We start from the raw sequence: 23,651 nt of genomic DNA, 5'->3' as shown, positions 1-23,651 counted from the left end.
TTTCAGCAGCGAAGAACAAGATTATACGAACACTTTTGAATCTTGCAAAGCCTTTTTTTCAAAAAAATCTTCGGCTTCGTTCAGATGCGCGCGTGCCTCGTCGAACACGGCCAGATCGCCGCGCGCGAGCTTCTTGTTGTCGGACAGCACGCGACGCCAGCCACGCGCGCCCGGCATGCCGCGATACAGCCCGAGTGCGTGCCGCACGATCGCGCCGAGGTAGGTGCCGCGCTTCAGCTCGGCCGCGCAATACGCGATCAGCTGCGCTTCGGCCGCTTCGCGCGTCGGCACCGCCGCGCTCGATCCGTAGAAGCGCGCATCGACCTCCGCCAGCACGTACGGGTTGTGATACGCCTCGCGGCCGAGCATCACGCCGTCGACGTGCTCCAGATGCTGCGCGACTTCATCGAGCGTCGTGATGCCGCCGTTGATCACGATCTCCAGCGACGGAAAATCGCGCTTCAACCGATACGCATAGTCGTACTTGAGCGGCGGAATCTCGCGATTCTCCTTCGGAGACAGCCCCTTCAGGATCGCGTTGCGGGCATGCACGACGAACGTTTCGCAACCGGCCTCGGCCACCGTGCCGATGAAGTCGCGCACGAACGCGTAGTCCTCGACCGCATCGACGCCGATCCGGTGCTTGACCGTGACCGGCACCGACACCGCATCGCGCATCGCCTTCACGCAGTCGGCGACGAGCTGCGGCTCGTTCATCAGGCATGCACCGAACGCGCCGCGTTGAACGCGCTCGGACGGGCACCCACAATTCAGGTTGATTTCGTCGTAGCCCCACTGCTCGCCGAGCTTCGCCGCGCGCGCGAGGTCGTCGCGTTCGCTGCCGCCCAGTTGCAGCGCGACCGGCGATTCGCTCGGCGTGAACGCAAGATGCCGCTGGGCGTCGCCGAACAACAGCGCGCCCGTCGTGATCATCTCCGTATACAGCCACGTATTGCGCGTCAGCGTGCGGTGGAACGACCGGCAATGACGGTCCGTCCAGTCGAGCATGGGCGCGACCGATACACGGCGGGGAGGAAGCGAGGACGGAGCGGACATGGAATTCGGGTACAGGCCAGGCGGCACGGAAACAACCGGGCATTTTACCGCAATCCCGGCCATGCCCGCCCGACACGCGCGCTACCGGTCCCCCAGCTCAGCATCGACCGCCCGGCGTGCCTCGTCGAACACGCGCTCGATCACGCGCCGCTCGGTCAACAGCACCCCGTCGACCTTGACCAGCCGCCAGTCGATCCGCACGGCGTCGCCGTGCAGCACGCGGTAGTGCGCATGCTCGCCGTCCCAGACCTGCTCGGTCTTCACCTCGATCTCGAAGCCGCGGTACGGCTCGCTGAAATCGCCGAGGTCGCTGCCTCTCGGTTCCATCGCACGCTCCGTGGCGACGCCGCGCCAAGCCGACTACGCGGCCGGCGCCGCGCGCTCAATCGTATTCGTCGGACAAAAATGACCGGCCATCGGCCGTCAGGTCGACCCGGTCGGCCGTCGCCTGATAGATCAGCCCGTCGTTCAGCAACGCATAGATAACGTCATTGAACGCGGCGGGAACCGGCCGGCTGTCACCGAACTGGTCGATCCATTTCAGCGCCTCGATGGCTTCGGGGGAAAGGATGGGGGTCATGCGTTCGCCTCCGGCATCGGTGTCGTTCCATCCTAGCACTTCGTTCGGCGGTCGAATACCGAGGCAAACGCGCTCCACGAATGCAATGTGGCGCCGCCGGGCACGTTGCCTGCCCGGCGGCGCCACACCGACGCGCGACGCGCGCGCTCAGAGACGCGCGATCGAGACTTCCGTCGACTTCACGAGCGCGACGACTTCGGCGCCGACCTTCAGTTCGAGTTCGTCCACCGAACGGGTGGTGATCACCGACGTGACGATGCCGAACGGCGTCTCGACGTCGACTTCGGAGACCACGGACCCGCGAATGATCTCCTTGACCTTGCCCTTGAACTGGTTACGTACGTTGATTGCGGTGATGCTCATCGGGATGATCGCTCCGAAGAAAAAGTCTCAGAACGGGCGGCCGGAGCCGCCCGGCATTAAACGGCCCAGCGGATCTGCCCGACCGGTCGAACCTTGTCTGCTTCATGCTGCGTGTCTTGATCGGCCGCGCCGGGGCCGCCGGCAAGCACGCGTTTCAGCACGCGATCCTCGAGTGCCGCGAAGGCCGCCGACGCGCGGGCACGCGGCCGGTCGAGCGGCACCGGCTGGTCGAGCGCCACCCGCCCCTGCTCGATCAGCAGGATGCGATCGCCGAGCGCGACGGCTTCCTGCACGTCGTGCGTGACGAGCAGCGCGGTGAATCGATGCTCGCGCCACAGGCGCTCGATCAACGCGTGCATTTCGATGCGGGTGAGCGCATCGAGTGCGCCGAGCGGCTCGTCGAGCAGCAGCAGTTGCGGCCGGTGCACGAGTGCACGGGCCAGTGCGACGCGCTGCCGCTGCCCGCCCGACAGTTGCGCGGGCCAGTCGTTCGCGCGTTCCAGCAGCCCGACTTCGTCGAGCACCGCGCGGGCCTGATCGCGCGCGCCGCGGCCGAGACCCAGCATCACGTTCTGCAGCACGGTCTTCCACGGCAGCAGGCGCGCATCCTGGTACATGATCCGCGTATCGAGCGCGCCGCCGCCATCGCCGTGCGTCACGAGCGCGCCGCTGCTCGGCTGCTCGAGTCCCGCGACGAGACGCAGCAGCGTCGATTTCCCGCAGCCGCTGCGGCCGACGATCGCGACGAAGCTGCCGCGCGCGATGTTCAGCTCGACGTTGTCGAGCACCGTGCGGGCGCCGAAGCGCTTGCTGACGCCCGACAGCGTGACCGCGTCGTCGGATGCCGGGCCGCCGGCGCGCCGCCGCGCGAGCGGCACGACCGATGCGCCGCCGTCACGTTCGAGGATGGCCGCATCGCGCGCATCGCCGTCCGCGACGCGGGCCTGCGCCAACTCGGCCTCGAGGTCTGCGCCGGCGAGCGGGCCGTAGGCGGCCGCCGAAGTCGTCGCATTCATGCCTTTGCTCCTGATTGATAGGCGGGGTGCCAGCGCAGCGTCACGCGCTCGATCCATTTCGCCAGCACATCGGCCAGCTTGCCGAGCACCGCGTACAGCAGGATGCCGACCACCACCACGTCGGTTTGCAGGAATTCGCGCGCGTTCATCGTCATGTAGCCGATGCCCGACTGCGCGGAGATCGTTTCCGCGACGATCAGCATCACCCACATCAGCCCGAGCGCGAAACGCACGCCGACGAGAATCGACGGCAGCGCGCCCGGCAGGATCACGTCGCGGTACAGCGCGAAGCCGCGCACGCCGTAACTCTTCGCCATCTCGATCAGGTTCGCGTCGACCGAGCGGATCCCGTGATACGTATTGATGTAGACGGGGAAGAACACGCCGAGCGCGACGAGGAACAGCTTCGCCTTCTCGTCGATGCCGAACCACAGGATCACGAGCGGAATCATCGCGAGCGCCGGGATGTTGCGGATCATCTGGATCGTCGAGTCGAGCGCGACCTCGGCGGCCTTCGACAGCCCGGTCGCAAGCCCCAGCGCGAGGCCGACGCCGCCGCCGATCGCGAAGCCGAACAGCGCGCGCCACGTGCTCACTTTCACGTTCGCCCACATTTCGCCCGACGTCACGAGCGACCAGGCCGCGCGCACGACCGCCACCGGCTCGGGCAGCACGCGGGTCGACAGCCAGCCGGTGCGCGCACCGACTTCCCACACCACCAGCAACGCGAGCGGCACGAGCCACGGCGCGACGCCGCGCCATGCGCGGGCGGCCACGGCGACGCCCGTCTTCGACGTTTTCGTTGTCATCGCAAGCCTCCGTCGCTCAGCTCTGGCTCGTCTTCGGCAGATAGTTGTTGCCGACGATCTCGCCGAACGGCCCCGACAACGGACCGGCCGCCTTCTCGACACCCTTGCCCTTGATCAGCGGGAACACGAGTTCCGCGAAGCGATACGACTCCTCGAGGTGCGGATAGCCGGACAGGATGAACGTCTCGATGCCGAGATCCGCGTATTCGCGCATGCGTGCGGCGACCTGCTCGGGATTGCCGACGAGCGCCGTGCCGGCGCCGCCGCGCACGAGCCCCACGCCGGCCCACAGGTTCGGATAGACCTCGAGCGCCTCGCGGCCGCCGCGCTTGCCGCCGTGCAGCGCGGCCATCCGGCGCTGGCCTTCCGAATCCATGTTCGCGAACGCCTTCTGCGCCCGCGCGATCGTGTCGTCGTCGAGCCGGCTGATCAGCCGCTCGGCGTCGCGCCATGCTTCGTCCTCGGTCTCGCGCACGATCACGTGCAGGCGGATGCCGAACTTGATCTTGCGGCCGCGCGCGTCGGCGCGGGCGCGGATGTCGGCGATCTTCTTCGCGACGGCCTCGGGCGGCTCGCCCCAGGTCAGGTAGGTATCGATGTGATCGGCGGCAATCGCGTGAGCGGCCGGCGACGAGCCGCCGAACCACAGCGGCGGATGCGGATGCTGCACCGGCGGATAAAGCGCCTTGCCGCCTTTCGACTGCAGGTGCTTGCCGATGTAGTCGAATCCGCCGTTGTCGTGCGACGCGGTCAGCAGCCCGCGCCAGATGTTCAGGAAATCGTCGGTGATCTCGTAGCGCGTGTCGTGATCGGCGAACAGGCCGTCGCCTTCGAGCTCGGCCGCATCGCCGCCCGTGACGACGTTGATCAGCAGTCGGCCGCCCGACAGGCGGTCGAACGTCGCGGCCATCCGCGCGGCCAGCCCCGGCGAAGCGATGCCGGGACGCACGGCGACCAGGAACTTCAGGCGCTGCGTCGCCGGAATCAGGCTCGACGCGACGACCCACGCATCCTCGCAGGAACGGCCGGTCGGCAGCAGCACGCCATCGTAGCCGAGCGTGTCGGCCGCCACGGCGACCTGCTTGAAGTAATCGTAGTCCGCGGCGCGCGCGCCTTCGGCCGTGCCGAGATAGCGGCTGTCGCCATGCGTGGGGATAAACCAGAACACATTCATCTGCTGCTCCTGCTTGACTGTCACTGCCGAAATTTAAAAAAGACATCGCCCTGCTCGCGTCGCGGATGAGCGACGCATGCATGGTGTGCATTCGAATCGGGATGGCTCGCCGGTCAGGCCGTGCCGCGGACGAGGACGCGATTGCACGGCTGTTTCTGGGAAATCAGTCTAGGGACCGGTACAGGGCTTTGGAACGATTTTTTTGAGCTTAGGTTTTCCGCTTTCGTGATTAGCACGACGCTGGAGCGAATATCGCCGCGGCCGGGCCCTATAATGGCGCACCTATCCGAATAACTCCGCGCGCCCGGCCCCGGCCGTGCGCGCCTGCGGTGCACTCATCGATGCAGAAAGTCATCCTGCCCTTCCTGTCCGGCTTCCTGGCCGCACTGTTTTTCCGCGAGGCCACGCTCGCCCTCCTTCACACGGCCGACCTGATCGCCGCAACCGGCTTCTCGACACAACCGTTCGCGCCGCTCGGCATTCCTGAATTTGTCGCGAATGCGCTGATCAGCGCGTGCTGCGCGATTCCGATGGCATGGTTGTTGCGCGTGTCGCCGGAACGCGAAGCATCGTGGATCGGCGCGCTCGTGTTCGGCGGCATCGTGCTGACGGCCGCCCGCGTGTTCGCGATCGATCCGCTGCGCGGCATCTGGCCGTCGGGCAACATGATGCCCGTGCTCGCGGCCGGCTTCGCGGCGAATGCGGTGTGGGGTTTCGGCGCGCTCGTGTTCATGCGCGCGTTCATGTCGGACGACGCGGGCGACGAATAACGCCGCGGCGCGCGCGACGCGCCCTTCGGCCTCAGATCGACCGACTTCCATGAAAAAGGCCGCGTGCATCGTGCACGCGGCCTTTTCGTTTCCGGGTCGCGCGTCGATCGGCTCGCGCGAGTCGGCCTGATCGACGTCAGTCCTTCAGCTCGCGCAGCGGATGCGTGCCGGGCGTCCACGGGCTGTCGAACATCGCGAGCACGTCGGCACGACCGACGTCGGCAGCCGACGTGAAACGCCACACGGGCTGGTGATCCTTGTCGACGATCAGCGCGCGCACGCCTTCAATCACGTCGCCGCGTGCGAAGCTCGAGCGCGTGAGATCGAGATCGCGCCGCAGGCAATCAGCCATCGTCGCGCCGCGCGCGCGTTCGACGACTTCGAGCGACACGGCCATCGACAGCGGCGACAGTTGCTCGCGCATCGCATGGGTCGCCTTCTCGACCCATCCGTCGACCGCCGCGCAATCCTGCTCGGCGTCGAGCGACGCGAGAATCGCGTTGACGTCCGGCTGCGCGAAATGCCGGTCGATCCCGGCACGCGCATCGGCGAGCGCCGACGTGTCGGGCGTCGGCACGACCTTGTGCGCGGCAGCCGCGTCGGTCACGCACGCGACGGCCTGCGCGCCGCTGTCGATGTGCGCGGTGCGCAGCGTGTCGAGCAGCGTCGGCAGCGCGGCGTCGGGCAGATAGACGTCGGCGAGTTGCGCATACAGCGCGCCGGCCGCGTCGAGCGTCGCGCCGGTCACCGCGAGATAGCGGCCGATCGCGCCAGGCGTGCGCGCGAGAAACCAGCTCATTCCGACGTCCGGGAACAGGCCGATGCGCGTTTCGGGCATCGCCATCTTCGTCGAGTCGGTCACGACGCGCAGGCCGCCCGTGTGCCGCGCCGCCTGCGAAATCCCCATGCCGCCGCCCATCACGACGCCGTGCATCAGCGCGATGTACGGCTTCGGATACGTGAAGATCGCATGGTTCAGCGTGTATTCGTCGATGAAGAACGTGTCGACCGCATCGCGGTCGCCGCGCCGCCACGCGTCGTGGAAGAAGCGCACGTCGCCGCCCGCGCAGAATGCGCGCGGATGCGGGCTGTGCACGACGACCGCGACGACGTCGGGGTCGTCGCGCCACGCGTCGAGCGCCTGCTGCATCAGTCGGATCATGCCGACCGACAGCGCGTTCAGCGCCTTCGGCCGGTTCAGTTCGAGAAAGCCGATGCGGTTCGCGACATACGCAAGCACGTCGGGCTGGGCGGATTCGGCGGAAGCGGCGGCGGAAGAAGAATCGGTCATGAAGGTCGTCCGGCAAACGGCAGTCGCACGCTCAGTGCGCCTGCATTTTCGAGAACAGGTTCAGCACCACGACACCGGCGACGATCAGCCCGAGGCCGATCACCGCCGGCACGTCCGGCACCTGGCGATAGAGCAGCATCGCGACGAGCGTGATCAGCACGATGCCGGCGCCCGACCAGACTGCATAGATGATGCCGACGGGCATCGTGCGCAACGTGAGCGACAGGCAGTAGAACGCGACGCCGTACCCGGCGACGACGAGCACCGACGGCCACAAGCGCGTGAACCCGTCCGCCGCGCGCAGCGCGGACGTGCCGATCACTTCCGCGACGATCGCGATCGCGAGCCATGCGTAACCGGGCAGTTGCATCGCTCAGCTCCGTGCGAGGGCCAGTACCGCATAGTCGTGACCGAGTTCGGCGCACAGCGCCTCGACGACGAACTCGTGGTCCGCGCGCTGCGGCAGCCCGGACGCGGTGATCGAGCCGATCACGCCGGCGCCGGCGACGGTCAGCGGAAACGAACCGCCGTGCGACGCATAGTCGGCGGCCGGCAGCCCGTGCTTGTCCGCGAGCGTCGCGCCGGCCTGCTGCATGCGCAGGCCGATCGCGTAAGAACTGCGGCGAAAATGCGCGACGACGTTGCGCTTGCGGCGCACCCAGTCGGCGTTGTCCGGCGTCGCGCCGGCGAGCGCCGCGTAGAACAGCGGCTGGCCGAACGTGACGATGTCGATCGCGATCGCATGACCGCGCGACGTCGCGAGCGCGTGCATCCGGTTGCCGAGCGCCCACGCGCGGGCCGGGTCGAAATGGGGAAACACGAGCGCCTGTTCCTGCGCGCCGATCGATTGCAGATCGTGAGCGATGTCCATGAATCCGTCGATGCAGTAATGAGAGTCGCAGCGGCGTCGATGCGATCGCGCAGCGCCGCTGCCGGGAGGGCGACACAAACCGCTCGATTCTAGCGCACGCGCCTGCCCGTACCGGCCCCACCCACGCTCGCGACGCGATTGTCAGAAAACAGTTGCACGCATCCGGGTTAGCCCATATAATTCATTTCTTCGACGGACGCGGGGTGGAGCAGTCTGGCAGCTCGTCGGGCTCATAACCCGAAGGTCGTAGGTTCAAATCCTACCCCCGCAACCAATCGTCCAGAATGTCGCAAAAAGCCCGGCCTCGCGCCGGGCTTTTTGTTTTCGCGCGTCCGGACGCCGCGTCCTCTTCGCGCCCGCGCGCGCCGTTTCGCCCGACACGCCGCCGCATGCGCAGGCGTTCAAGAATGCCGCGGGCCGGTGATACACTCGCATCACCTCGTCCCTTCCACTCGACATGAAATTCTGCTCCGTCTGCGGTCACGAAGTCCTCGCGCGCATTCCGCCTGGCGACAACCGTGAACGCTTCGTCTGCGATCACTGCGGCACGATCCACTATCAGAATCCGCGCAACGTCGTCGGCACGGTGCCGGTCTGGGGCGACCAGATCCTGCTGTGCCGCCGTGCGATCGAACCGCGCTACGGATTCTGGACGCTGCCGGCGGGTTTCATGGAAATGGGCGAGACGACCGCGGAAGCCGCCGCGCGCGAAACGCTCGAGGAAGCCGGCGCGCGCGTCGAGGTGCAGAACCTGTTCACGCTGCTCAACGTGCCGCACGTGCATCAGGTCCACCTGTTCTACCTCGCGCGGCTCACCGATCCGGGTTTCGAAGCCGGCGAGGAAAGCCTCGAAGTGAAACTGTTCGACGAAGCCGACATTCCGTGGGACGAGATCGCGTTCCCGACCGTCAGCCAGACGCTGCGCTTCTTCTTCGCCGATCGCGCCGCCGGCGACTACGGCGTGCACACCGGCGATATCTTCCGCTCGCTGCGCAACGGCTGAGCCCCACCCATGGTTCCCTGGCTCGGCCCGGACGATCCGTTTCCGTCCATCGAACGCGCGCTCGGCCCCGCGACCGGCGCACCCGGGCTGCTCGCCGCGAGCGCCGACCTGCTGCCGTCGCGCCTCATCGACGCGTACCGGCGCGGCATCTTCCCGTGGTACTCGGACGGCCAGCCGGTGCTGTGGTGGAGCCCCAACCCGCGCATGATCCTGGTGCCGGCCGAATTCAAGGTGTCACCGTCGCTGCGCAAGACGCTGAAGCGCGTGCTGCGCACGCCGGAATGGGAAGTGCGCGTCGATCACGACTTTCCCGGCGTGATGCGCGCGTGCGCGCAGGCGCCGCGCCGCGGGCAGCGCGGCACCTGGATCACCGCCGAGATCATCGACGCCTATACGTCGCTCTACCGCTCCGGCAACGCGCACAGCATCGAGACCTGGCACGACGGGCGCCGCGTCGGCGGCCTCTATGGCGTGTCGTTCGGCCGGATGTTTTTCGGCGAGTCGATGTATGCGGACGTGACCGATGCATCGAAAATCGCGCTGGCCGCGCTCGTCGCGCACCTTCGCGAGCAGGGGTTGGAAATGATAGACTGCCAGCAGAATACGTCGCATCTAGCGTCGCTCGGCGGCCGCGAGATCGCACGCCAGGCCTTTGTCGCTCACGTGCGCCGCGCGGCAGCCGAACCGCCGATTCCGTGGCAGTTCGACAAGCGCGTGCTCGCCGCGCTGACGAGCCCCGCCGAAACGGCGGCGCCCACCGGGAGCGAGCGCTAGCGCGGCACTCCTTCCCTGCATCGAGAGCTGCCCATGACTCACCCGACTGAGCTGCCGCTTTCACCGCTTTCGGCGTTGCAATTCTATGCAACGGCGCCCTATCCGTGCAGCTATCTGGACGGCCGCATCGCACGCTCGCAAGTCGCGACGCCGAGCCACCTGATCAATTCCGACATCTACACCGAACTCGTGAAGGCCGGCTTCCGCCGCTCGGGCGTCTTCACGTACCGTCCGTACTGCGATGGCTGCCGCGCATGCGTGCCGGTGCGCGTGCCGGTCGGCGAGTTCGCGCCGACGCGCACGCAGCGCAGGATGTGGAAGCGGCACCGCACGCTGGTCGCGACGGTGTCGCCGCTGCACTACGACGAAGAGCACTACGCGCTCTACATGCGCTACCAGTCCGCGCGCCACGCGGGCGGCGGCATGGATCGCGACAGTCGCGACCAGTACGAACAGTTCCTGCTGCAAAGCCGGATCAACTCGCGCCTCGTCGAATTCCGCGACCTCGACGCACCGGGCGGCGAACCCGGCAAGCTGCGGATGGTCAGCATGATCGACATCCTCGGCGACGGGCTGTCGTCGGTCTATACGTTCTTCGAGCCCGACGACCGGCACACGAGCTACGGCACCTACAACATCCTGTGGCAGATCGAGCAGGCGAAGAGCCTCGGGTTGCCCTACGTGTACCTCGGCTACTGGATCCGCGAGAGCCCGAAGATGGCCTACAAGGCGAACTTCCATCCGCTCGAAGGGCTGATCGACGGCCGCTGGAAGACGCTCGATCCGGAACGGATCGACCTGCCGCCCGTCGACGCGGTGCTGGCGCGCGCGCCGTTGCCGGGCGGACATTCCGGCTCGGGCTGACGCGCGTCGCGGCGGCTACGAAGCGAAGCACGCCCGTGCCGCGCAACTCCCGGTAAAATAGCGGGTTGTCATTCATTTCGGCCGTCCGCCCCATTCCCGTGTTCAGTTCCCTCTATCCGCTGGCCCGCGCATCCCTGTTCAAAATGGATGCGGAAGACGCTCACCACCTTACGCTGCGCGCGCTCGGCGCGGCCGGACGCACGGGCCTCGCCTGCGCGCTGTCGGCCCGCGTGCCCGACGCGCCGCGCACCGTGATGGGGCTCACGTTCCGCAACCCGGTCGGCCTCGCGGCCGGCCTCGACAAGGACGGCGCGGCCATCGACGGCCTCGCGGCGCTCGGCTTCGGCTTCATCGAGGTCGGCACGGTCACGCCGCGTCCGCAGCCCGGCAACCCGCGCCCGCGGATGTTCCGGCTGCCGGAGGCCGAAGCGCTGATCAACCGGATGGGCTTCAACAACCACGGCGTCGACCAGTTCGTGAAGAACGTGCAGGCCGCCCGCTATCGCGGCATCCTCGGCCTGAACATCGGCAAGAACGCCGACACGCCGATCGAACGCGCGGCCGAGGATTACCTGTACTGCCTCGAGCGCGTGTACCCGTTCGCGAGCTACGTGACGATCAACATCTCGTCGCCGAACACGAAGAACTTGCGCCAGTTGCAGGGCGCGGGCGAGCTCGACGCGCTGCTCGCCGCGCTGAAGGACAAGCAGCAGCGCCTCGCCGACCTGCACGGCAAGCTCGTGCCGCTCGCGCTGAAGATCGCGCCCGATCTCGACGACGAGCAGGTCAAGGAAATCGGCGACACGCTGCTGCGCCACAAGATCGAAGCGGTGATCGCCACCAATACGACGCTGTCGCGCGCGGCCGTCCAGGGCCTGCCGCACGCGGACGAAGCCGGCGGCCTGTCGGGCCGCCCGGTGTTCGACGCGTCGAACGAGGTCATCCGCAAGCTGCACGCCGAAGTCGGCAACGACGTGCCGATCATCGGCGTCGGCGGCATTTTCTCGGGCGAGGACGCCCGTGCGAAGCTGGCGGCCGGCGCGGCGCTCGTCCAGCTCTATACCGGCTTCATCTATCGCGGCCCGGCGCTCGTGTCCGAATGCGTGAAGGCGATCGCCCGCGAACGCACCGCGTAATATAGCCATAAACAAACTGTATTTAGATATCGATAGCGTTTTTGCTATCATCGCTTCACGATCAGAATCATTGACCCGGACAGGGCAAGGACACACACGATGAAATTTTCGCTGTTGAAGAAGCTGCTGGTTGCCGGCGTGATCGGCACGTCGTTCGCTGCGGCAACCGCCCACGCGGCCGACCTCCTCGACCAGGTCAAGCAGCGCGGCACGCTGCGCGTCGGCCTCGAAGGCACGTTCCCGCCGTTCAACTCGAAGAACCCGCAAGGCGAGCTCGTCGGCTTCGACGTCGACATCGCGAAGGCCGTCGCCGCGAAGCTCGGCGTGAAGGCCGAATTCGTGACGACCGAATGGAGCGGCATCATCGCGGGCCTGCAGGCGGGCAAGTTCGACGTGATCGCCAATCAGGTCGGCATCACCGACAAGCGCAAGGAAACGCTCGACTTCTCGCCTGCGTACACGTTCTCGTCCGCGCAGCTGATCCAGCGCAAGGACGACACGCGCGAGTTCAAGTCGCTGGAAGACCTGAAGGGCAAGAAGCTCGGCGTCGCGCTCGGCACCAACTACATGGACATGGCGAAATCGGTGCCCGGCATCGACGTGAAGACGTACCCGGGCGCGCCCGAGTACCTGCGCGATCTCGCGGCCGGCCGCCTCGACGCGGCGCTCAACGACCGCCTGATGCTCGCGTACCTGACGAAGAACTCGCAGCTGCCGCTGCGCCCGGGTGCGAACGTCGGTTCGGCGAACCCGTCGGGCATCCCGTTCAAGAAGGGCAACCCGAAGTTCCAGAAGGCGATCGACGACGCGATGACGCAACTCGAGGCCGACGGCACGTTCACGAAGATCTCCGACAAGTGGTTCGGCATCGACGTGACGAAACCGATCAAGTAAGCACGCCTGCATTTCCCGCCTGACGGCGGGCCGGAAAGGGCGGCATCCGCAACGATGCCGCCCTTTGTTTTATCGGTCCGGTTTATGATTGCGCTTTCGCGCACGCATTCGCTTCGTATTCCATGTCGACAACGTCCCTGCTCGTCCAATCGCTGCCGGTGCTCGCCCAGGGTGCCGTGCTGACCGTCAAGTTCGCCGTGCTGTCGATGGTGTTCGGCCTGCTTGGCGCCGTCGTGCTCGCGATGATGGGCATTCGGCAGAGCGAAGCGCTCGACGGCTTCGAGCGCATCTGGGTCAACGCGCTCGCGTGGCTGGCGCGCGCGTACGTGAGCCTGATGCGCGGCACGCCGCTGCTCGTGCAGATCTTCGTCATCTATTACGGGCTGCCGAGCCTCGGCATCTCGCTCGACCCGACGCCGGCCGGCGTGATCGCGCTGTCCGCGAACGTCGCGGCGTACATGTCGGAAAGCATGCGCGGCGCGATCAACGGGATCGCGCGCGGCCAATGGCTCGCCGCGTACAGCCTCGGGCTGTCGTGGGGGCAGACGCTGCGCTACGTGATCGGCCCGCAGGCGCTGCGCATCGCGGTGCCGAGCCTGTCGAACAGCCTGATCAGCCTGATCAAGGACACGTCGCTCGTGTCGGTGATCACCGTGACCGAACTGCTGCGCAGCGCGCAGGAAGTGATCGCGGCGACCTATCAGCCGCTGCCGCTCTATCTCGCCGCCGCGGCCGTGTACTGGATCCTGTGCCAGATCCTCGAATGGGGGCAGCGCTGGTACGAAAAGCGCCTGTCGCTGCCGACCCGTCACTGAACCCGAACGGCTGCACCGGGCCACGCTCGCGGGCCCAGCGCTCCTTCCCGCCTATTCGCCCGAATAGCGCACGCCGAGCACGGCGCGCGCCGCATCGGTCATCGCAATCATCTGCCGCGAATGGTCGTGCGTCATGATCGGGCTTTCGGTCTCGCCCGCGCGCAGCAGGTCGCAGAAATGCGCGGTTTCGTAGTTCAGCCCGCCGCCCGCGGCCGGGGCGTCGAGTTCGACGGTGCGCCCGTCCGCATAGCGGATCGTCGCACGCTCGGGGTTCCACCACTTCTCGTGAATCGTCACGTGGCCGCCGGCCGCCGCGATCAGCGCGTCGCCGCGCCCCATCACGTCGAGCCCGCAAAAGAGCTGCGCGATCCCGCCGTTCGCATGCACGCTGTTCAGGCTCGCGAACAGGTCGACACCGGTCGCACCGACGCGGCCGAGCGTCTGCACGTCGCGCGCCGCGCCGAGCCAGTCGACAGCGAGAAACGCCTCGTAGATGCCGATGTCGAGCAACGCGCCGCCTGCGCGATCGAGCCGATAGACGGAATGGTCGTCCGGCACCGACGACGATGCGCAACCGGCCCGCACGAGCCGGATCTCGCCGATCGGATCGTCACGCAGGTGCGCACGCAGTTGACGATACAGCGGGAAGAATGGCGGCTTCATCGCCTCCATGAAGAGCCGCCCGGCATCGCGCGCCGCCTGCAGCATCGTGTCGAGTTGCGCGGCGTTCAGCGCCGCGGGTTTCTCGCACAGCACGGCCTTGCCGGCAGCCAGCGCGGCCAGCGAGTACTGCGCGTGACTGTCATGGAGCGTCGCGATGTAGACCGCGTCGATCTCGTCGCTCGCGAGGAGCGCGTCGAGGCTCGCCGCAGGCGTGCCGCCGTATGTCTCGCAGAAGGCGGCCGCCGCGTCGGCGCGGCGGGCCCAGACGCCGGCGAGCGTGGCGCCCGGCACGTGTGCGAGGCTTTGCGCGAAGCGGCGCGCAATGCTGCCTGCACCGACGATGCCGAAGCGCACCGGGCGATGGTCGTTGTCGTTCATCCTGATCTTCCGTGTCGGTCGTATGACGGTTGCCGGCACGCTGCCGGCCGGCCGTCATAATAAACGGCCCGGCGGCACACGGATGAGCGACGCGCGACGCGTCAGGCGCGCACCGGCACGTCGACCGAGAAATCGCGCGAAATCTCGTCCGCGCTGAAATCGATCAGCGCGAGCGACGCCGCTTCGGCTTCGCGCGGGTCGCGCCGCTCGATCGCATCGACGACGCGCGCATGCGCCTTCACCGCGGTGTCGTGCGCGCCCTCCTTCTGCACGACGCGCGGGTTCACGAGACGCACTGCGCCGCGCACGATCGCCGCCATCTGCTGGAAGAACTGGTTGCCGCTCGCCTGGACGATCCGCGTATGCAGCAGCTCGTCCGCCGTGTCGTAGCCGGCGTCGCCCGGCTGCAGCACCTTGAACGCATCGAACGCTTCGCGAATGCCCGCGATGTCGGCCGCCGTCGCACGCACCGCCGCCTGCGCGGTCGCACGTGGCTCGATCAGCATCCGGAATTCGATGACGTCGCGCATGAACTGCGGATCGGGTTTTGCCCGAAAGCGCCAGCTCACGACGTCCTCGTCGATCATCCGCCAGTCGCGCATCGGCCGCACGCGCGTCCCGACTTTCGGACGCACGTCGAGCATGTCGCGCGCAAGCAACATCGACAACGCTTCCCGCATGACCGTGCGGCTCACATCGAACTCTTTCGACAGCACGTCCTGCGGCGGCAAGATGCCGCCGTACTTGTCCTCGACGATACCCGCGACAAGCCCATCCATCACTTTGGCGACCAGTGACCGGTCTTTGCCCTGCTCCATGACACCTCCCCGTGCGTCGATTTGCGAACACCTGCTCCGCAGTTCCGCCGGCCCTGGTTACTACTCTGTTCTTATGATCTATAAGTTGATGAGTTCGACGATATTTCGCTATCTGGTAAACACCTGACAGGGTTATCCCTCTTTTGAACGAGGTGATTTATACGGCTAAAAAAAAGGCCCGGGAAGCGCGCCGCGCCTGCCGGACCCCGGTTTCCACAAGATTTAACCATCCAATCCATGACGGCCGATACCGCACCGTTACGGACTGCTTCTCATTCAGTTTCAGCCAGCCGGATAAACGATCGTTTCGACGCCGTTTTCCGTGCCGAGCAAGCACAGATTCGCGCCGCGTTCGGCGAACAGGCCAACCGTCACGACGCCCGGCCATGCGTTCACCTGCGCTTCGAAACCGCGCGGATCGGCGATCTGCAGGCCCTTCACGTCGATGATCTCGTTACCGTTGTCGGTGATGTAGGGCGCGCCGTCCTTCGTCACGCGCAGCACGGGCACGCCGCCGAGCGCGGTCACGCGCCGGCCGATCGCGGTGCGCGCCATCGGCACGACCTCGATCGGCAGCGGGAACGCGCCGAGCACCGGCACGCGCTTGCTGGCGTCGGCGATGCAGACGAACGTGTCGGCCACCGACGCGACGATCTTCTCGCGCGTCAGCGCGCCGCCGCCGCCCTTGATCATCGCGCCGCCTGCGTCGATTTCGTCGGCGCCGTCGACGTACACCTGAAGCGACTCGATCTCGTTCAGGTCGAACACCTTGATGCCATGCGATTTCAGGCGTTCGGTCGTGGCGACCGAGCTCGACACGGCGCCGCGATAGCGCGATTTGACGGCGGCGAGCGCGTCGATGAAGCAGTTGGCGGTCGAGCCGGTGCCGACACCGATCACGGCGCCTTCCGGCACGTTCTGGATCACGTAATCGGCGGCGGCCTGGCCGACGAGGCGTTTGAGTTCGTCTTGAGTCATGGCGTGGTAATGCTGCGGGATTGCGGAAAACTGCCAGTTTACCGGAGTCGGCGGACGCCCCCGCGTTTTTCGGCGTGCGATACGCCGCGTAGTCAGCGCGTGTCGGCCGCCGGTGCGGGGGCCGCCGCTTGCGTGCCGGGGAAGTACTTGTCGAGCAGCGCCTGCGCGATCGCGTCGCTTTCCGCGTCCGGATTGCCCGCGTAATCGGACGGCCGGAAATGCATCTGGAACGCCGCGAACACGCGTTGCGTGCGCGTGTCGAGCACGCCGTCGGTCGGCACGTCGTAGCCGTAGCGCGCGAGCTTGAGCTGCAGGTCGCGCACGTCGACCGGCGCGTGCGGGTCGCGGCCGCCGAGCCGCGCGGCGACGGTCGCGTCGTCCGGCCATGCGCCGACACCGGCTTGCGCGAGCGCATGCCACGGGAACAGCGGGCCGGGATCGATCTTGCGTTGCGGCGCGATGTCGCTGTGCCCGACCACGCGCGTCGGCGCAATCCCGTAGCGCGCGACGATGTCCTTCGACAGACGGATCAGCGCGTCGACCTGCTCGGGCGGATACGGCTGCCAGGTACGCTGCTGCGCGTCGAGCGGGCCGCGGTTCACGTTCTCGATGCCGATCGACACCGCGTTCAGCTCGGTCGTGCGCTGCCACTCGCTGACGCCCGCGTGCCACGCGCGCCGCGCTTCCGGAACGAGCTGGTAGACGACGGGCATCCCGCGCTCGGTGCGCGGCTGCGGCGGGATGACGTAATGCACGCTGACCGACTCGCCGGTCAGCGTGCGCAACGATTTCGTCTCGTCGCTTTCGGTGTAATGCATCACGAGAAAGCGGATCCGCGAATCGGCGCCGCGCGCGTGCAGGCTCGTGTCGGCGTAGTAGGCGTCGCGTTCGACGAGCGACGGCGACGTGCAGGCCGCGAGCAGGCCGAGCACGGCGCAGGAGACGCCAATACGAAACAGGGTCATCGGTCGCGGGTTCCGCAGAGCCGCGTACCGCGTTGCATCGCGGCGCGCGTCGTTCGGGTCATTCGACGCCCGCGCATCGCGCGCGGGACGGGGCAGCCCCGGGCTCAGCCCTTCACGCGGCGCTGGCGCACGGCTTCGTACAGGCACACGCCGCTCGCGACCGACACGTTCAGGCTTTCGACGCTGCCGGCCATCGGGATGCTCATCACTTCGTCGCAGGTGTCGCGCGTGAGCCGGCGCATGCCTTCGCCTTCCGCGCCCATCACGAGCGCGACGGGGCCGTCGAGCTTCGTTTCGTAGAGCGTCGCCGACGCCTCGTCCGACGTGCCGATGATCCACACGCCGGCCTCCTTCAGCTCGCGCAGCGCGCGGGCGAGGTTCGTCACCGTGATGTACGGCACCGTATCGGCCGCCCCGCTCGCCACCTTGGCCGCGGTCGCGTTCAGGCCGACCGCCCGGTCGCGCGGCGCGATCACCGCGTGCGCGCCGGCCGAATCGGCAACCCGCAGGCATGCGCCGAGGTTGTGCGGATCGGTGACGCCGTCGAGCACGAGCAGCAGCGCGGGCCCGTTGATGCCGTCGAGCAGCTCGGACAGGTTCTGCGCGAGCGGCATGTCCTCGACGCGCGCGACGACGCCCTGGTGGCGCTCGGTATGCGCGAGGCCCCACAGGCGCGTTTCGTCGGCCGCGATCAGCCGCACGCCCGCTTCCTTCGCGGTGTGCAGGAAGTCCTGCATGCGGCGGTCGCGGCGCGTCTGGTCGTACAGCACCTCCGCCACCGTCGATGCATCGTGCCGCAAACGTGCGGTCACCGCATGAAAACCGTAAAGAACCTTCAGACGTGACATGACTGGAACAACCTTCGATCAAACGTGCGGCCGCGCGACGTGCGCGGCCGCGATCCATGGAAAAGGAAAGCGCCGCGTGGCCGGCCGATGACCGGTGACGCGGCGTCTCTCGATACTGCGGGGCGTGCGCGTACGCCGCCCCGAACGCTCAATACTTCTTGCGGGCGCGGGCCTTCTTCGCAGTTGGCTTCGCGGGTGCGCCGCCACCGCCGCCGCCCTTCTTCTTCGCGGCGCCACGCGCGGCGCGCGCTTCCTTCACCGCGACGCTCGGCGCGCTCGCGGCCGGCTTGCGACGCGGCGCGGCTTCGTCGACCGGCGGCAGCGCACGCACGCGCGGGCCGCCGCCGTTGCGATCGACGCCGGCAGCCGGCGCGGGCGACGGACGCGGCGCCTTCACCGGCGTATCGCGCACGAGGCGGAAATCGATCTTGCGCGCATCGAGATCGACGCGGCTCACCTGCACGCGCACGCGATCCGACAGGCGATAGCGGATGCCCGTGCGTTCGCCGCGCAACTCGTTCTTGATCTCGTCGTACTGGAAGTAGTCCGAGCCGAGCTCCGTCACGTGCACGAGCCCTTCGATGAACAGCGTGTCGAGCTGCACGAAGATGCCGAACGACGTCACGCCGTTCACCATCCCGCCGTACTCCTCGCCGAGCTTGTCGCGCATGAAGTAGCACTTGAGCCACGCCTCGACGTCGCGCGATGCTTCATCGGCACGGCGCTCGTTCGCCGAGCAGTGCAGGCCGAGCTCTTCCCAGATCGCCGTGTTCGAGCGCGAACGGCCGCGCGCTTCGTCGTCGGCCTGCTGCATCGCGCGGGCGCGCGGCGACAGCGCGGTATTGAGCTCGAAGCCTTCCGGCGCCTTCGGCGCGTACTTCTTGCCCGACAGGATCGCGTAGATCGCGCGGTGCGTGAGCAGGTCCGGATAGCGGCGGATCGGGCTCGTGAAGTGCGCGTACGCCTCGTATGCGAGACCGAAGTGACCAATGTTGTCGGGGCTGTAGACCGCCTGCTGCATCGAGCGCAGCAGCATCGGCTGCAGCATCTGCGCGTCCGGCCGGTCGCGGATCTGCGCCATCAGCGCCGCATAGTCGCTTGCATGCGGCTTGTCGCCGCCGCCGAGCGACAGGCCCATCCCGCGCAGGAACGCGCGCAGGTTCTCGAGCTTCTCCGGCGTCGGCCCCGCGTGCACGCGGTACAGGCCCGGATGCTTGTTGCGCTTCAGGAAATCGGCCGCGCAGACGTTCGCGGCCAGCATGCATTCCTCGATCAGCTTGTGCGCGTCGTTGCGCTGACGCGGCACGATCTGCTCGATCTTGCCCTGCGAATTGCAGACGATATAGGTCTCGGTCGTGTCGAAGTCGATCGCGCCGCGCTGTTGGCGGGCGGCGAACAGCGACTTGTAGACGCCGTACAGATCCTGCAGGTGCGGCAGCAGATCGGCGCGGCGTGCGGCCTCCGGCCCCTTCGTGTTCGACAGCACGGCCGCGACTTCCGTGTACGTCAGGCGCGCCGCCGAATGGATCACCGCCGGATAGAACTGGTATGCCTTGATCTCGCCGCGCGCGGTGATCACCATGTCGCATGCGAGCACGCAGCGGTCGACCTGCGGGTTCAGCGAACAGAGGCCGTTCGACAGCTTCTCCGGCAGCATCGGGATCACGCGGCGCGGGAAGTAGACCGACGTACTGCGCTCGAGCGCGTCGGCGTCGAGCCCGCTACCCGGCTGCACGTAGTGCGATACGTCGGCGATCGCGACGATCAGCCGGTAGCCGTCGCCGCGGCCGACCTTGACCGGCTCGCAGTAGACGGCATCGTCGAAGTCGCGGGCGTCCTCGCCGTCGATCGTCACGAGCGGCACGTCGCGCAGGTCGACGCGGAAACGCAGGTCGGTCGGCCGCACCTTGTCGGGCAGCGCGGCGGCTTCGTCGAGCGCCGGCTGGCTGAATTCGTGCGGCACGCCGTACTTGCGCACCGCGATCTCGATTTCCATGCCCGGATCGTCGATATCGCCGAGCACTTCGACGACACGGCCGAGCGGCTGCGAATGACGGCTCGGGAAATCGGTCAGCTCGACGACGACGACCTGCCCGACCTTCGCCTTCTTCACGTTCTGCGTGATCAGGATGTCGTGGCCGATGCGCTTGTCTTCCGGCGCGACGATCAGCGCGCCGTTCTCGTTCAGCAGGCGGCCGATCACGCGCTTGTTCGCGCGCTCGGTGACTTCGACGACATGCCCTTCCGGCCGGCCGCGGCGATCGTAGCCGACGATTCGCGCAAGCACGCGGTCGTTGTGCATCACCTTCTGCATTTCGCCGTTCGGCAAGAACAGGTCGTCCTGGCCGTCATCGCGGATCACGAACCCGTAGCCGTCGCGATGCCCTTGCACGCGCCCTGCGACGAAATTCGACGGATGGGTCAACTGGTAGTGGCCGCGCTTGTCGAGGCGGATCTGGCCGTCGCGCTCCATCGCGGCGACACGCCGGAAGAACCCCTCGCGCTCCTGACGCTTGATCGACAGGGCTTCGGCGATGTCGTTGGCGGCCAGCGGCGCGTCGCTCGTACGCAGCACGCCGAGAATCTCTTCACGGCTCGGAATGGGGTACGGATATTTGCTCAAGGGTTTGTCGATGATTGTTCTCGTTGCGTTGACTGATGGTGCACGGCATCAACATAGAGGTGTCCGTCAGACAGTTCTATATTGACGGCGGCGGGTCATTCTATCACCCGCCCGTGTCGCCAAAAGACGGGAATGCCGCCGGCGCGCGCGGCGACGGCCGGTTTGCGATGCATCGCAAAAAAGTGTTGACAGGAATAATTGGGGCGCTATAATTTCGCTTCTTTGCAGCAAGCAGCTACTGCAAAACGTGCCCAGGTGGCGGAATTGGTAGACGCACTAGGTTCAGGTCCTAGCGGTGGCAACATCGTGGAGGTTCGAGTCCTCTCCTGGGCACCATCTGTTTTTAAAAAGGTCGGCTTTATGCCGGCCTTTTTTTCATTTCGGGCACCGTATTACCGGCACGCGCCGCGCCATATGCCCACCACTCCGATTGATAGCAGAATTAATCGCTTATCGATTGCCGTCCCCGTTGGTACGTTAGCCGCCTCTCTTTCAACGAATCCAACGAGGAACACGATCCATGACGTCGATGAACCGCCGCGCGTTCGCGCGCGCGATGCTGGCCGTCGGCGTGAGCGCCGCCGGTATTCGCGCGCACGCCGAGAACACGCCCACCACGCTGCGCATCGGATACCAGAAATCGTCGACGCTCATCACGCTACTCAAGACGCGCGGCACGCTGGAGCAGTCGCTCGCGCCGCTCGGCCTGCGCGTGTCGTGGCATGAATTCGCGAGCGGCCTGCCGCTGACCGAAGCACTCAACGTCGGCGCGATCGATTTCAGCGCCGACGTGGCCGACACGGTTCCGGTCTTCGCGCAAGCCGCGCATGCCCGTTTCGTGTACGTCGCGCAGGAAGCGCCGTCGCCGAAGGCGCAGGCCATCATCGTCAAGCAGGACAGCACGCTGCGCACGCTCGCCGATCTCAAGGGCAAGCGGATCGCCGTCACGAAGGCGGCCGGCAGCCACTACCTGCTGCTTGCCGCGCTCGCACGCACGAAGCTCGCAACAAGCGACACGGCCATCCACTATCTGACACCGGCGGACGGCCGCGCGGCATTCGAGCGCGACAGTGTCGATGCCTGGATCACATGGGATCCGTACGTCGCGTCGGTCGACGCGCATCCCGACGTGCGGATTCTGGTCGATGGCAGCGGTCTCGCGTCATACCAGCGCTATTACCTCGCGTCGAGCAGTTTTGCCGCCGCGCGCCCCGACGTCATCCAGATCGTGTTCGAGCGGCTGTCGCAGACCGGCGCGTGGCTGCGCGACCATCAGCAGGAAGCCGCCAATGCCCTGGCGCCGATCTGGGGACTCGATGCAGGGACAATCGAGCGCGCGAATGCGCGACGCAGCTATCTGGTGCGCGCCGTTGCCACACAGAACTTCGGTGAACAACAGAAGATCGCGGATACGTTTCTCGCAGCCGGTTTGCTGCCTGCCCACGTCGACACGAGGGAAGCGCTGCGCTGGAATTTCACGGCCAAACGGGCGGAGCCGATCGGCGCGTGATGGCGCGGCACCCGGCGCGCAATATTTTTATCGCCATCGATCGAATTGTGTTGACAGCGCTTCCAGGCACGCTATAATTTCGCTTCTTTGCAGCAAGCAGCTACTGCAAAACGTGCCCAGGTGGCGGAATTGGTAGACGCACTAGGTTCAGGTCCTAGCGGTGGCAACATCGTGGAGGTTCGAGTCCTCTCCTGGGCACCATCTGTATTTAAAAAGGTCGGCTTTATGCCGGCCTTTTTTCATTTCAGGCGCCGAATCGCGGTACGCACCGGCGGACGTCGCGCTCCTCCCCGCAACCGGATCGACGATTGCGCACATCGACGCCACGCACGTCCCCTCCTCTCGCGGCAAACCCGTCACAAATTATTTGCGTTCAAGACGTCAAATTGAAGTTGACAGAAACTTCAGACACGCTAGAATAGCGGTCTTCGCATCGCAGCAAGCGAAACGTGCCCAGGTGGCGGAATTGGTAGACGCACTAGGTTCAGGTCCTAGCGGTGGCAACATCGTGGAGGTTCGAGTCCTCTCCTGGGCACCATCTGTTTTCTAAAAAAGGCCGGCTTCATGCCGGCCTTTTTTCATTTCCAGCCCAGGAAGCAAAGCGCCTGCGCGCTTTGCGCGAGGACTCGAAAGGCTGCGCTTGCAAGCGCAGCCGGGGTCGCGCATGGGTGACCGAGTCCTCTCCTGGGCACCATCTGTTTTTAAAAAGGTCGGCTTTATGCCGGCCTTTTTTCATTTCCAGTCCAGGAAGCGCCGATCCCGGCGACATCGCGATCACACCGCCCCGGTGACGCGCACGACATGCTGAATCCCGCTCTTCGCCATCTTCGCGTACGGACAAATCGCCCCCGTCTCCGCGACCAGCTCGCGCGCAGCATCTGCCTCGACGCCCGGCATGCCGACCTCGAGGTCGAGCGCGATGGCGAACAGGCCATCCGCCGGATCGCGCTGAAACGTTGCGCTGGCCGAGATCGCGAGATCGGCCGGCAGCCGAATCCGGCGCCGCATCGCAACCAGCGTCAACGCGCCATGAAAGCACGCCGCGAAGCCTGCCGCGAATAACTGCTCCGGGTTCGTACCGCCGCCCGCGCCACCCAATTCAACCGGCAGGCGCAACGACACATCGAGTTCGCCGGTGGTCGAACGCGCGCGGCCGGACGATCGTCCGTGGGCCGCGTCGCCGCCGGTGACGGTCACCGTCGTCGTGTAAAGCGGCAGCGGTTCGCTGCCGGTATAAGGATCGAGCAGCGATACCGAAGGCCGCGTCGGACGGTGCATGGCGTTTCTCCCAAGTGCGGACGCTGGACGGCCTCCGCCGCTGCGTCCAATGAACGATGAATGACCGACGCTGCCGGCCTCGCATCGCGCGGCGCCGGCAGACATCGCCCTCTTCCGGCTGCGCTGTCGCATGCAGCCCGACCGGCAATCGTGACGCGCGGCCGGCAGCAAATC

Annotated in this window: 25 protein-coding genes and 4 tRNA genes; 12 read left to right on the top strand and 17 right to left on the bottom strand. The window is 66.7% G+C overall.

Translation table 11 applies throughout. From position 1 onward, the window contains the following. Positions 1–21: 21 nt before the first annotated feature. The 7 genes from dusA to ssuD form a co-directional block, all read right to left on the bottom strand. Positions 22–1,008, bottom strand: coding sequence for a tRNA dihydrouridine(20/20a) synthase DusA (dusA, locus tag HWX55_RS05510; protein WP_244140489.1), 987 nt, complete (start codon positions 1,006–1,008; stop codon positions 22–24). A 129-nt stretch (positions 1,009–1,137) separates the two neighbouring features. Continuing rightward, a complete protein-coding gene (locus HWX55_RS05505) occupies positions 1,138–1,383 on the bottom strand; it encodes a hypothetical protein (protein ID WP_175974539.1) in 246 nt (81 codons plus the stop codon). Positions 1,384–1,438: 55 nt separating this feature from the next. Continuing rightward, positions 1,439–1,636 carry a hypothetical protein gene (locus HWX55_RS05500; protein WP_050012556.1) on the bottom strand — a complete coding sequence of 66 codons (198 nt, stop codon included), beginning with the start codon at positions 1,634–1,636 and terminating at the stop codon, positions 1,439–1,441. Positions 1,637–1,783: 147 nt separating this feature from the next. Beyond that, complete coding sequence (locus tag HWX55_RS05495) at positions 1,784–1,999, bottom strand: TOBE domain-containing protein (protein WP_006476104.1); 216 nt, start codon at positions 1,997–1,999, stop codon at positions 1,784–1,786. Between the two features lie 56 nt (positions 2,000–2,055). Further along, positions 2,056–3,015 (bottom strand): ATP-binding cassette domain-containing protein, encoded by a 960-nt coding sequence (locus HWX55_RS05490; protein ID WP_175974537.1) that lies wholly within the window; start codon positions 3,013–3,015, stop codon positions 2,056–2,058. Then, positions 3,012–3,824, bottom strand: coding sequence for an aliphatic sulfonate ABC transporter permease SsuC (ssuC, locus tag HWX55_RS05485; RefSeq protein ID WP_050012554.1), 813 nt, complete (start codon positions 3,822–3,824; stop codon positions 3,012–3,014). Before ssuC ends, HWX55_RS05490 begins: the two co-directional genes overlap by 4 nt. Before the next feature lie 16 nt (positions 3,825–3,840). After that, positions 3,841–4,998 (bottom strand): FMNH2-dependent alkanesulfonate monooxygenase, encoded by a 1,158-nt coding sequence (gene ssuD / locus HWX55_RS05480; protein WP_175974535.1) that lies wholly within the window; start codon positions 4,996–4,998, stop codon positions 3,841–3,843. 341 nt (positions 4,999–5,339) lie between these two features. On the opposite strand from ssuD, the gene HWX55_RS05475 reads away from it, so the two are divergent. Beyond that, complete coding sequence (locus tag HWX55_RS05475) at positions 5,340–5,768, top strand: hypothetical protein (RefSeq protein WP_006484223.1); 429 nt, start codon at positions 5,340–5,342, stop codon at positions 5,766–5,768. A gap of 136 nt (positions 5,769–5,904) precedes the next feature. Here HWX55_RS05475 and HWX55_RS05470 read toward each other — a convergent pair whose 3' ends face one another. The 3 genes from HWX55_RS05470 to HWX55_RS05460 are packed head-to-tail and all read right to left on the bottom strand — an operon-like array spanning position 5,905 to position 7,930. Further along, positions 5,905–7,059, bottom strand: a complete 1,155-nt coding sequence (locus HWX55_RS05470; protein WP_175974533.1) for an enoyl-CoA hydratase/isomerase family protein — start codon at positions 7,057–7,059, stop codon at positions 5,905–5,907. Positions 7,060–7,090: 31 nt separating this feature from the next. After that, positions 7,091–7,429 carry a multidrug efflux SMR transporter gene (locus tag HWX55_RS05465; RefSeq protein WP_099316358.1) on the bottom strand — a complete coding sequence of 113 codons (339 nt, stop codon included), beginning with the start codon at positions 7,427–7,429 and terminating at the stop codon, positions 7,091–7,093. A gap of 3 nt (positions 7,430–7,432) precedes the next feature. Continuing rightward, positions 7,433–7,930 carry a heme-degrading domain-containing protein gene (locus HWX55_RS05460; protein ID WP_069621415.1) on the bottom strand — a complete coding sequence of 166 codons (498 nt, stop codon included), beginning with the start codon at positions 7,928–7,930 and terminating at the stop codon, positions 7,433–7,435. A 197-nt stretch (positions 7,931–8,127) separates the two neighbouring features. Here HWX55_RS05460 and HWX55_RS05455 point away from each other — a divergent pair. From HWX55_RS05455 to HWX55_RS05425, 7 genes are all read left to right on the top strand, one after another. Beyond that, positions 8,128–8,204: transfer RNA gene (locus HWX55_RS05455), tRNA-Met, on the top strand. A 183-nt stretch (positions 8,205–8,387) separates the two neighbouring features. Beyond that, complete coding sequence (locus tag HWX55_RS05450) at positions 8,388–8,933, top strand: NUDIX hydrolase (protein ID WP_006476111.1); 546 nt, start codon at positions 8,388–8,390, stop codon at positions 8,931–8,933. A 9-nt stretch (positions 8,934–8,942) separates the two neighbouring features. Next, complete coding sequence (aat, locus tag HWX55_RS05445; protein WP_175974531.1) at positions 8,943–9,707, top strand: leucyl/phenylalanyl-tRNA--protein transferase; 765 nt, start codon at positions 8,943–8,945, stop codon at positions 9,705–9,707. A gap of 33 nt (positions 9,708–9,740) precedes the next feature. Next, positions 9,741–10,571, top strand: coding sequence for an arginyltransferase (locus HWX55_RS05440; protein ID WP_175974529.1), 831 nt, complete (start codon positions 9,741–9,743; stop codon positions 10,569–10,571). Positions 10,572–10,669: 98 nt separating this feature from the next. Then, entirely contained in the window at positions 10,670–11,707 is a 1,038-nt protein-coding gene (locus tag HWX55_RS05435; protein ID WP_175974527.1) for a quinone-dependent dihydroorotate dehydrogenase, read from the top strand. A 99-nt stretch (positions 11,708–11,806) separates the two neighbouring features. Beyond that, the gene (locus tag HWX55_RS05430; RefSeq protein ID WP_050012549.1) at positions 11,807–12,601 is read left to right on the top strand and encodes a cystine ABC transporter substrate-binding protein; all 795 of its coding nucleotides are present in this window, start codon (positions 11,807–11,809) and stop codon (positions 12,599–12,601) included. Positions 12,602–12,723: 122 nt separating this feature from the next. Beyond that, positions 12,724–13,416 carry an amino acid ABC transporter permease gene (locus HWX55_RS05425; RefSeq protein ID WP_175974525.1) on the top strand — a complete coding sequence of 231 codons (693 nt, stop codon included), beginning with the start codon at positions 12,724–12,726 and terminating at the stop codon, positions 13,414–13,416. A gap of 51 nt (positions 13,417–13,467) precedes the next feature. On the opposite strand, the gene HWX55_RS05420 is transcribed toward HWX55_RS05425, so the two are convergent. The 6 genes from HWX55_RS05420 to rnr form a co-directional block, all read right to left on the bottom strand. Beyond that, positions 13,468–14,457: a Gfo/Idh/MocA family oxidoreductase gene (locus HWX55_RS05420; RefSeq protein ID WP_175974523.1), complete on the bottom strand. Its 990-nt coding sequence runs from the start codon at positions 14,455–14,457 to the stop codon at positions 13,468–13,470. Positions 14,458–14,558: 101 nt separating this feature from the next. After that, entirely contained in the window at positions 14,559–15,275 is a 717-nt protein-coding gene (locus tag HWX55_RS05415; RefSeq protein WP_050012547.1) for an FCD domain-containing protein, read from the bottom strand. A gap of 282 nt (positions 15,276–15,557) precedes the next feature. After that, positions 15,558–16,253 (bottom strand): ribose-5-phosphate isomerase RpiA, encoded by a 696-nt coding sequence (rpiA, locus tag HWX55_RS05410; protein WP_069621409.1) that lies wholly within the window; start codon positions 16,251–16,253, stop codon positions 15,558–15,560. A gap of 92 nt (positions 16,254–16,345) precedes the next feature. After that, entirely contained in the window at positions 16,346–17,218 is an 873-nt protein-coding gene (locus HWX55_RS05405; protein WP_175974520.1) for an N-acetylmuramoyl-L-alanine amidase, read from the bottom strand. Between the two features lie 104 nt (positions 17,219–17,322). Next, positions 17,323–18,066: a 23S rRNA (guanosine(2251)-2'-O)-methyltransferase RlmB gene (rlmB, locus tag HWX55_RS05400; protein ID WP_089467338.1), complete on the bottom strand. Its 744-nt coding sequence runs from the start codon at positions 18,064–18,066 to the stop codon at positions 17,323–17,325. A gap of 148 nt (positions 18,067–18,214) precedes the next feature. Then, positions 18,215–20,689, bottom strand: a complete 2,475-nt coding sequence (rnr, locus tag HWX55_RS05395) for a ribonuclease R (RefSeq protein WP_175974517.1) — start codon at positions 20,687–20,689, stop codon at positions 18,215–18,217. A gap of 249 nt (positions 20,690–20,938) precedes the next feature. On the opposite strand from rnr, the gene HWX55_RS05390 reads away from it, so the two are divergent. The 4 genes from HWX55_RS05390 (at position 20,939) to HWX55_RS05375 (ending at position 22,737) form a co-directional block, all read left to right on the top strand. After that, positions 20,939–21,025 (top strand) — tRNA-Leu (locus HWX55_RS05390). 184 nt (positions 21,026–21,209) lie between these two features. After that, positions 21,210–22,199 carry an aliphatic sulfonate ABC transporter substrate-binding protein gene (locus HWX55_RS05385; protein WP_175974516.1) on the top strand — a complete coding sequence of 330 codons (990 nt, stop codon included), beginning with the start codon at positions 21,210–21,212 and terminating at the stop codon, positions 22,197–22,199. A gap of 114 nt (positions 22,200–22,313) precedes the next feature. Then, positions 22,314–22,400: transfer RNA gene (locus tag HWX55_RS05380), tRNA-Leu, on the top strand. 250 nt (positions 22,401–22,650) lie between these two features. Further along, positions 22,651–22,737 (top strand) — tRNA-Leu (locus HWX55_RS05375). Positions 22,738–22,973: 236 nt separating this feature from the next. On the opposite strand, the gene HWX55_RS05370 is transcribed toward HWX55_RS05375, so the two are convergent. Then, positions 22,974–23,477, bottom strand: a complete 504-nt coding sequence (locus tag HWX55_RS05370; protein ID WP_175974747.1) for an Ohr family peroxiredoxin — start codon at positions 23,475–23,477, stop codon at positions 22,974–22,976. Between the last annotated feature and the right edge of the window lie 174 nt (positions 23,478–23,651).

It is taken from the genome of Burkholderia sp. BCC1047, assembly GCF_902833155.1.
Lineage (GTDB): Bacteria > Pseudomonadota > Gammaproteobacteria > Burkholderiales > Burkholderiaceae > Burkholderia > Burkholderia sola.
Note: the sequence above shows the minus strand (reverse complement) of the source record. Positions and strands in the feature narration are given on the sequence as shown.

Bases quoted from the DNA above. Each gene is read 5' to 3' on its own strand.
- dusA (WP_244140489.1), bottom strand. From the start codon at position 1,008: ATGCTCGACTGGACGGACCGTCATTGCCGGTCGTTCCACCGCACGCTG.
- HWX55_RS05505 (WP_175974539.1), bottom strand. From the start codon at position 1,383: ATGGAACCGAGAGGCAGCGACCTCGGCGATTTCAGCGAGCCGTACCGC.
- HWX55_RS05500 (WP_050012556.1), bottom strand. From the start codon at position 1,636: ATGACCCCCATCCTTTCCCCCGAAGCCATCGAGGCGCTGAAATGGATC.
- HWX55_RS05495 (WP_006476104.1), bottom strand. From the start codon at position 1,999: ATGAGCATCACCGCAATCAACGTACGTAACCAGTTCAAGGGCAAGGTC.
- HWX55_RS05490 (WP_175974537.1), bottom strand. From the start codon at position 3,015: ATGAATGCGACGACTTCGGCGGCCGCCTACGGCCCGCTCGCCGGCGCA.
- ssuC (WP_050012554.1), bottom strand. From the start codon at position 3,824: ATGACAACGAAAACGTCGAAGACGGGCGTCGCCGTGGCCGCCCGCGCA.
- ssuD (WP_175974535.1), bottom strand. From the start codon at position 4,998: ATGAATGTGTTCTGGTTTATCCCCACGCATGGCGACAGCCGCTATCTC.
- HWX55_RS05475 (WP_006484223.1), top strand. From the start codon at position 5,340: ATGCAGAAAGTCATCCTGCCCTTCCTGTCCGGCTTCCTGGCCGCACTG.
- HWX55_RS05470 (WP_175974533.1), bottom strand. From the start codon at position 7,059: ATGACCGATTCTTCTTCCGCCGCCGCTTCCGCCGAATCCGCCCAGCCC.
- HWX55_RS05465 (WP_099316358.1), bottom strand. From the start codon at position 7,429: ATGCAACTGCCCGGTTACGCATGGCTCGCGATCGCGATCGTCGCGGAA.
- HWX55_RS05460 (WP_069621415.1), bottom strand. From the start codon at position 7,930: ATGGACATCGCTCACGATCTGCAATCGATCGGCGCGCAGGAACAGGCG.
- HWX55_RS05450 (WP_006476111.1), top strand. From the start codon at position 8,388: ATGAAATTCTGCTCCGTCTGCGGTCACGAAGTCCTCGCGCGCATTCCG.
- aat (WP_175974531.1), top strand. From the start codon at position 8,943: ATGGTTCCCTGGCTCGGCCCGGACGATCCGTTTCCGTCCATCGAACGC.
- HWX55_RS05440 (WP_175974529.1), top strand. From the start codon at position 9,741: ATGACTCACCCGACTGAGCTGCCGCTTTCACCGCTTTCGGCGTTGCAA.
- HWX55_RS05430 (WP_050012549.1), top strand. From the start codon at position 11,807: ATGAAATTTTCGCTGTTGAAGAAGCTGCTGGTTGCCGGCGTGATCGGC.
- HWX55_RS05425 (WP_175974525.1), top strand. From the start codon at position 12,724: ATGTCGACAACGTCCCTGCTCGTCCAATCGCTGCCGGTGCTCGCCCAG.
- HWX55_RS05420 (WP_175974523.1), bottom strand. From the start codon at position 14,457: ATGAACGACAACGACCATCGCCCGGTGCGCTTCGGCATCGTCGGTGCA.
- HWX55_RS05415 (WP_050012547.1), bottom strand. From the start codon at position 15,275: ATGGAGCAGGGCAAAGACCGGTCACTGGTCGCCAAAGTGATGGATGGG.
- rpiA (WP_069621409.1), bottom strand. From the start codon at position 16,253: ATGACTCAAGACGAACTCAAACGCCTCGTCGGCCAGGCCGCCGCCGAT.
- HWX55_RS05405 (WP_175974520.1), bottom strand. From the start codon at position 17,218: ATGACCCTGTTTCGTATTGGCGTCTCCTGCGCCGTGCTCGGCCTGCTC.
- rlmB (WP_089467338.1), bottom strand. From the start codon at position 18,066: ATGTCACGTCTGAAGGTTCTTTACGGTTTTCATGCGGTGACCGCACGT.
- HWX55_RS05385 (WP_175974516.1), top strand. From the start codon at position 21,210: ATGACGTCGATGAACCGCCGCGCGTTCGCGCGCGCGATGCTGGCCGTC.
- HWX55_RS05370 (WP_175974747.1), bottom strand. From the start codon at position 23,477: ATGCACCGTCCGACGCGGCCTTCGGTATCGCTGCTCGATCCTTATACC.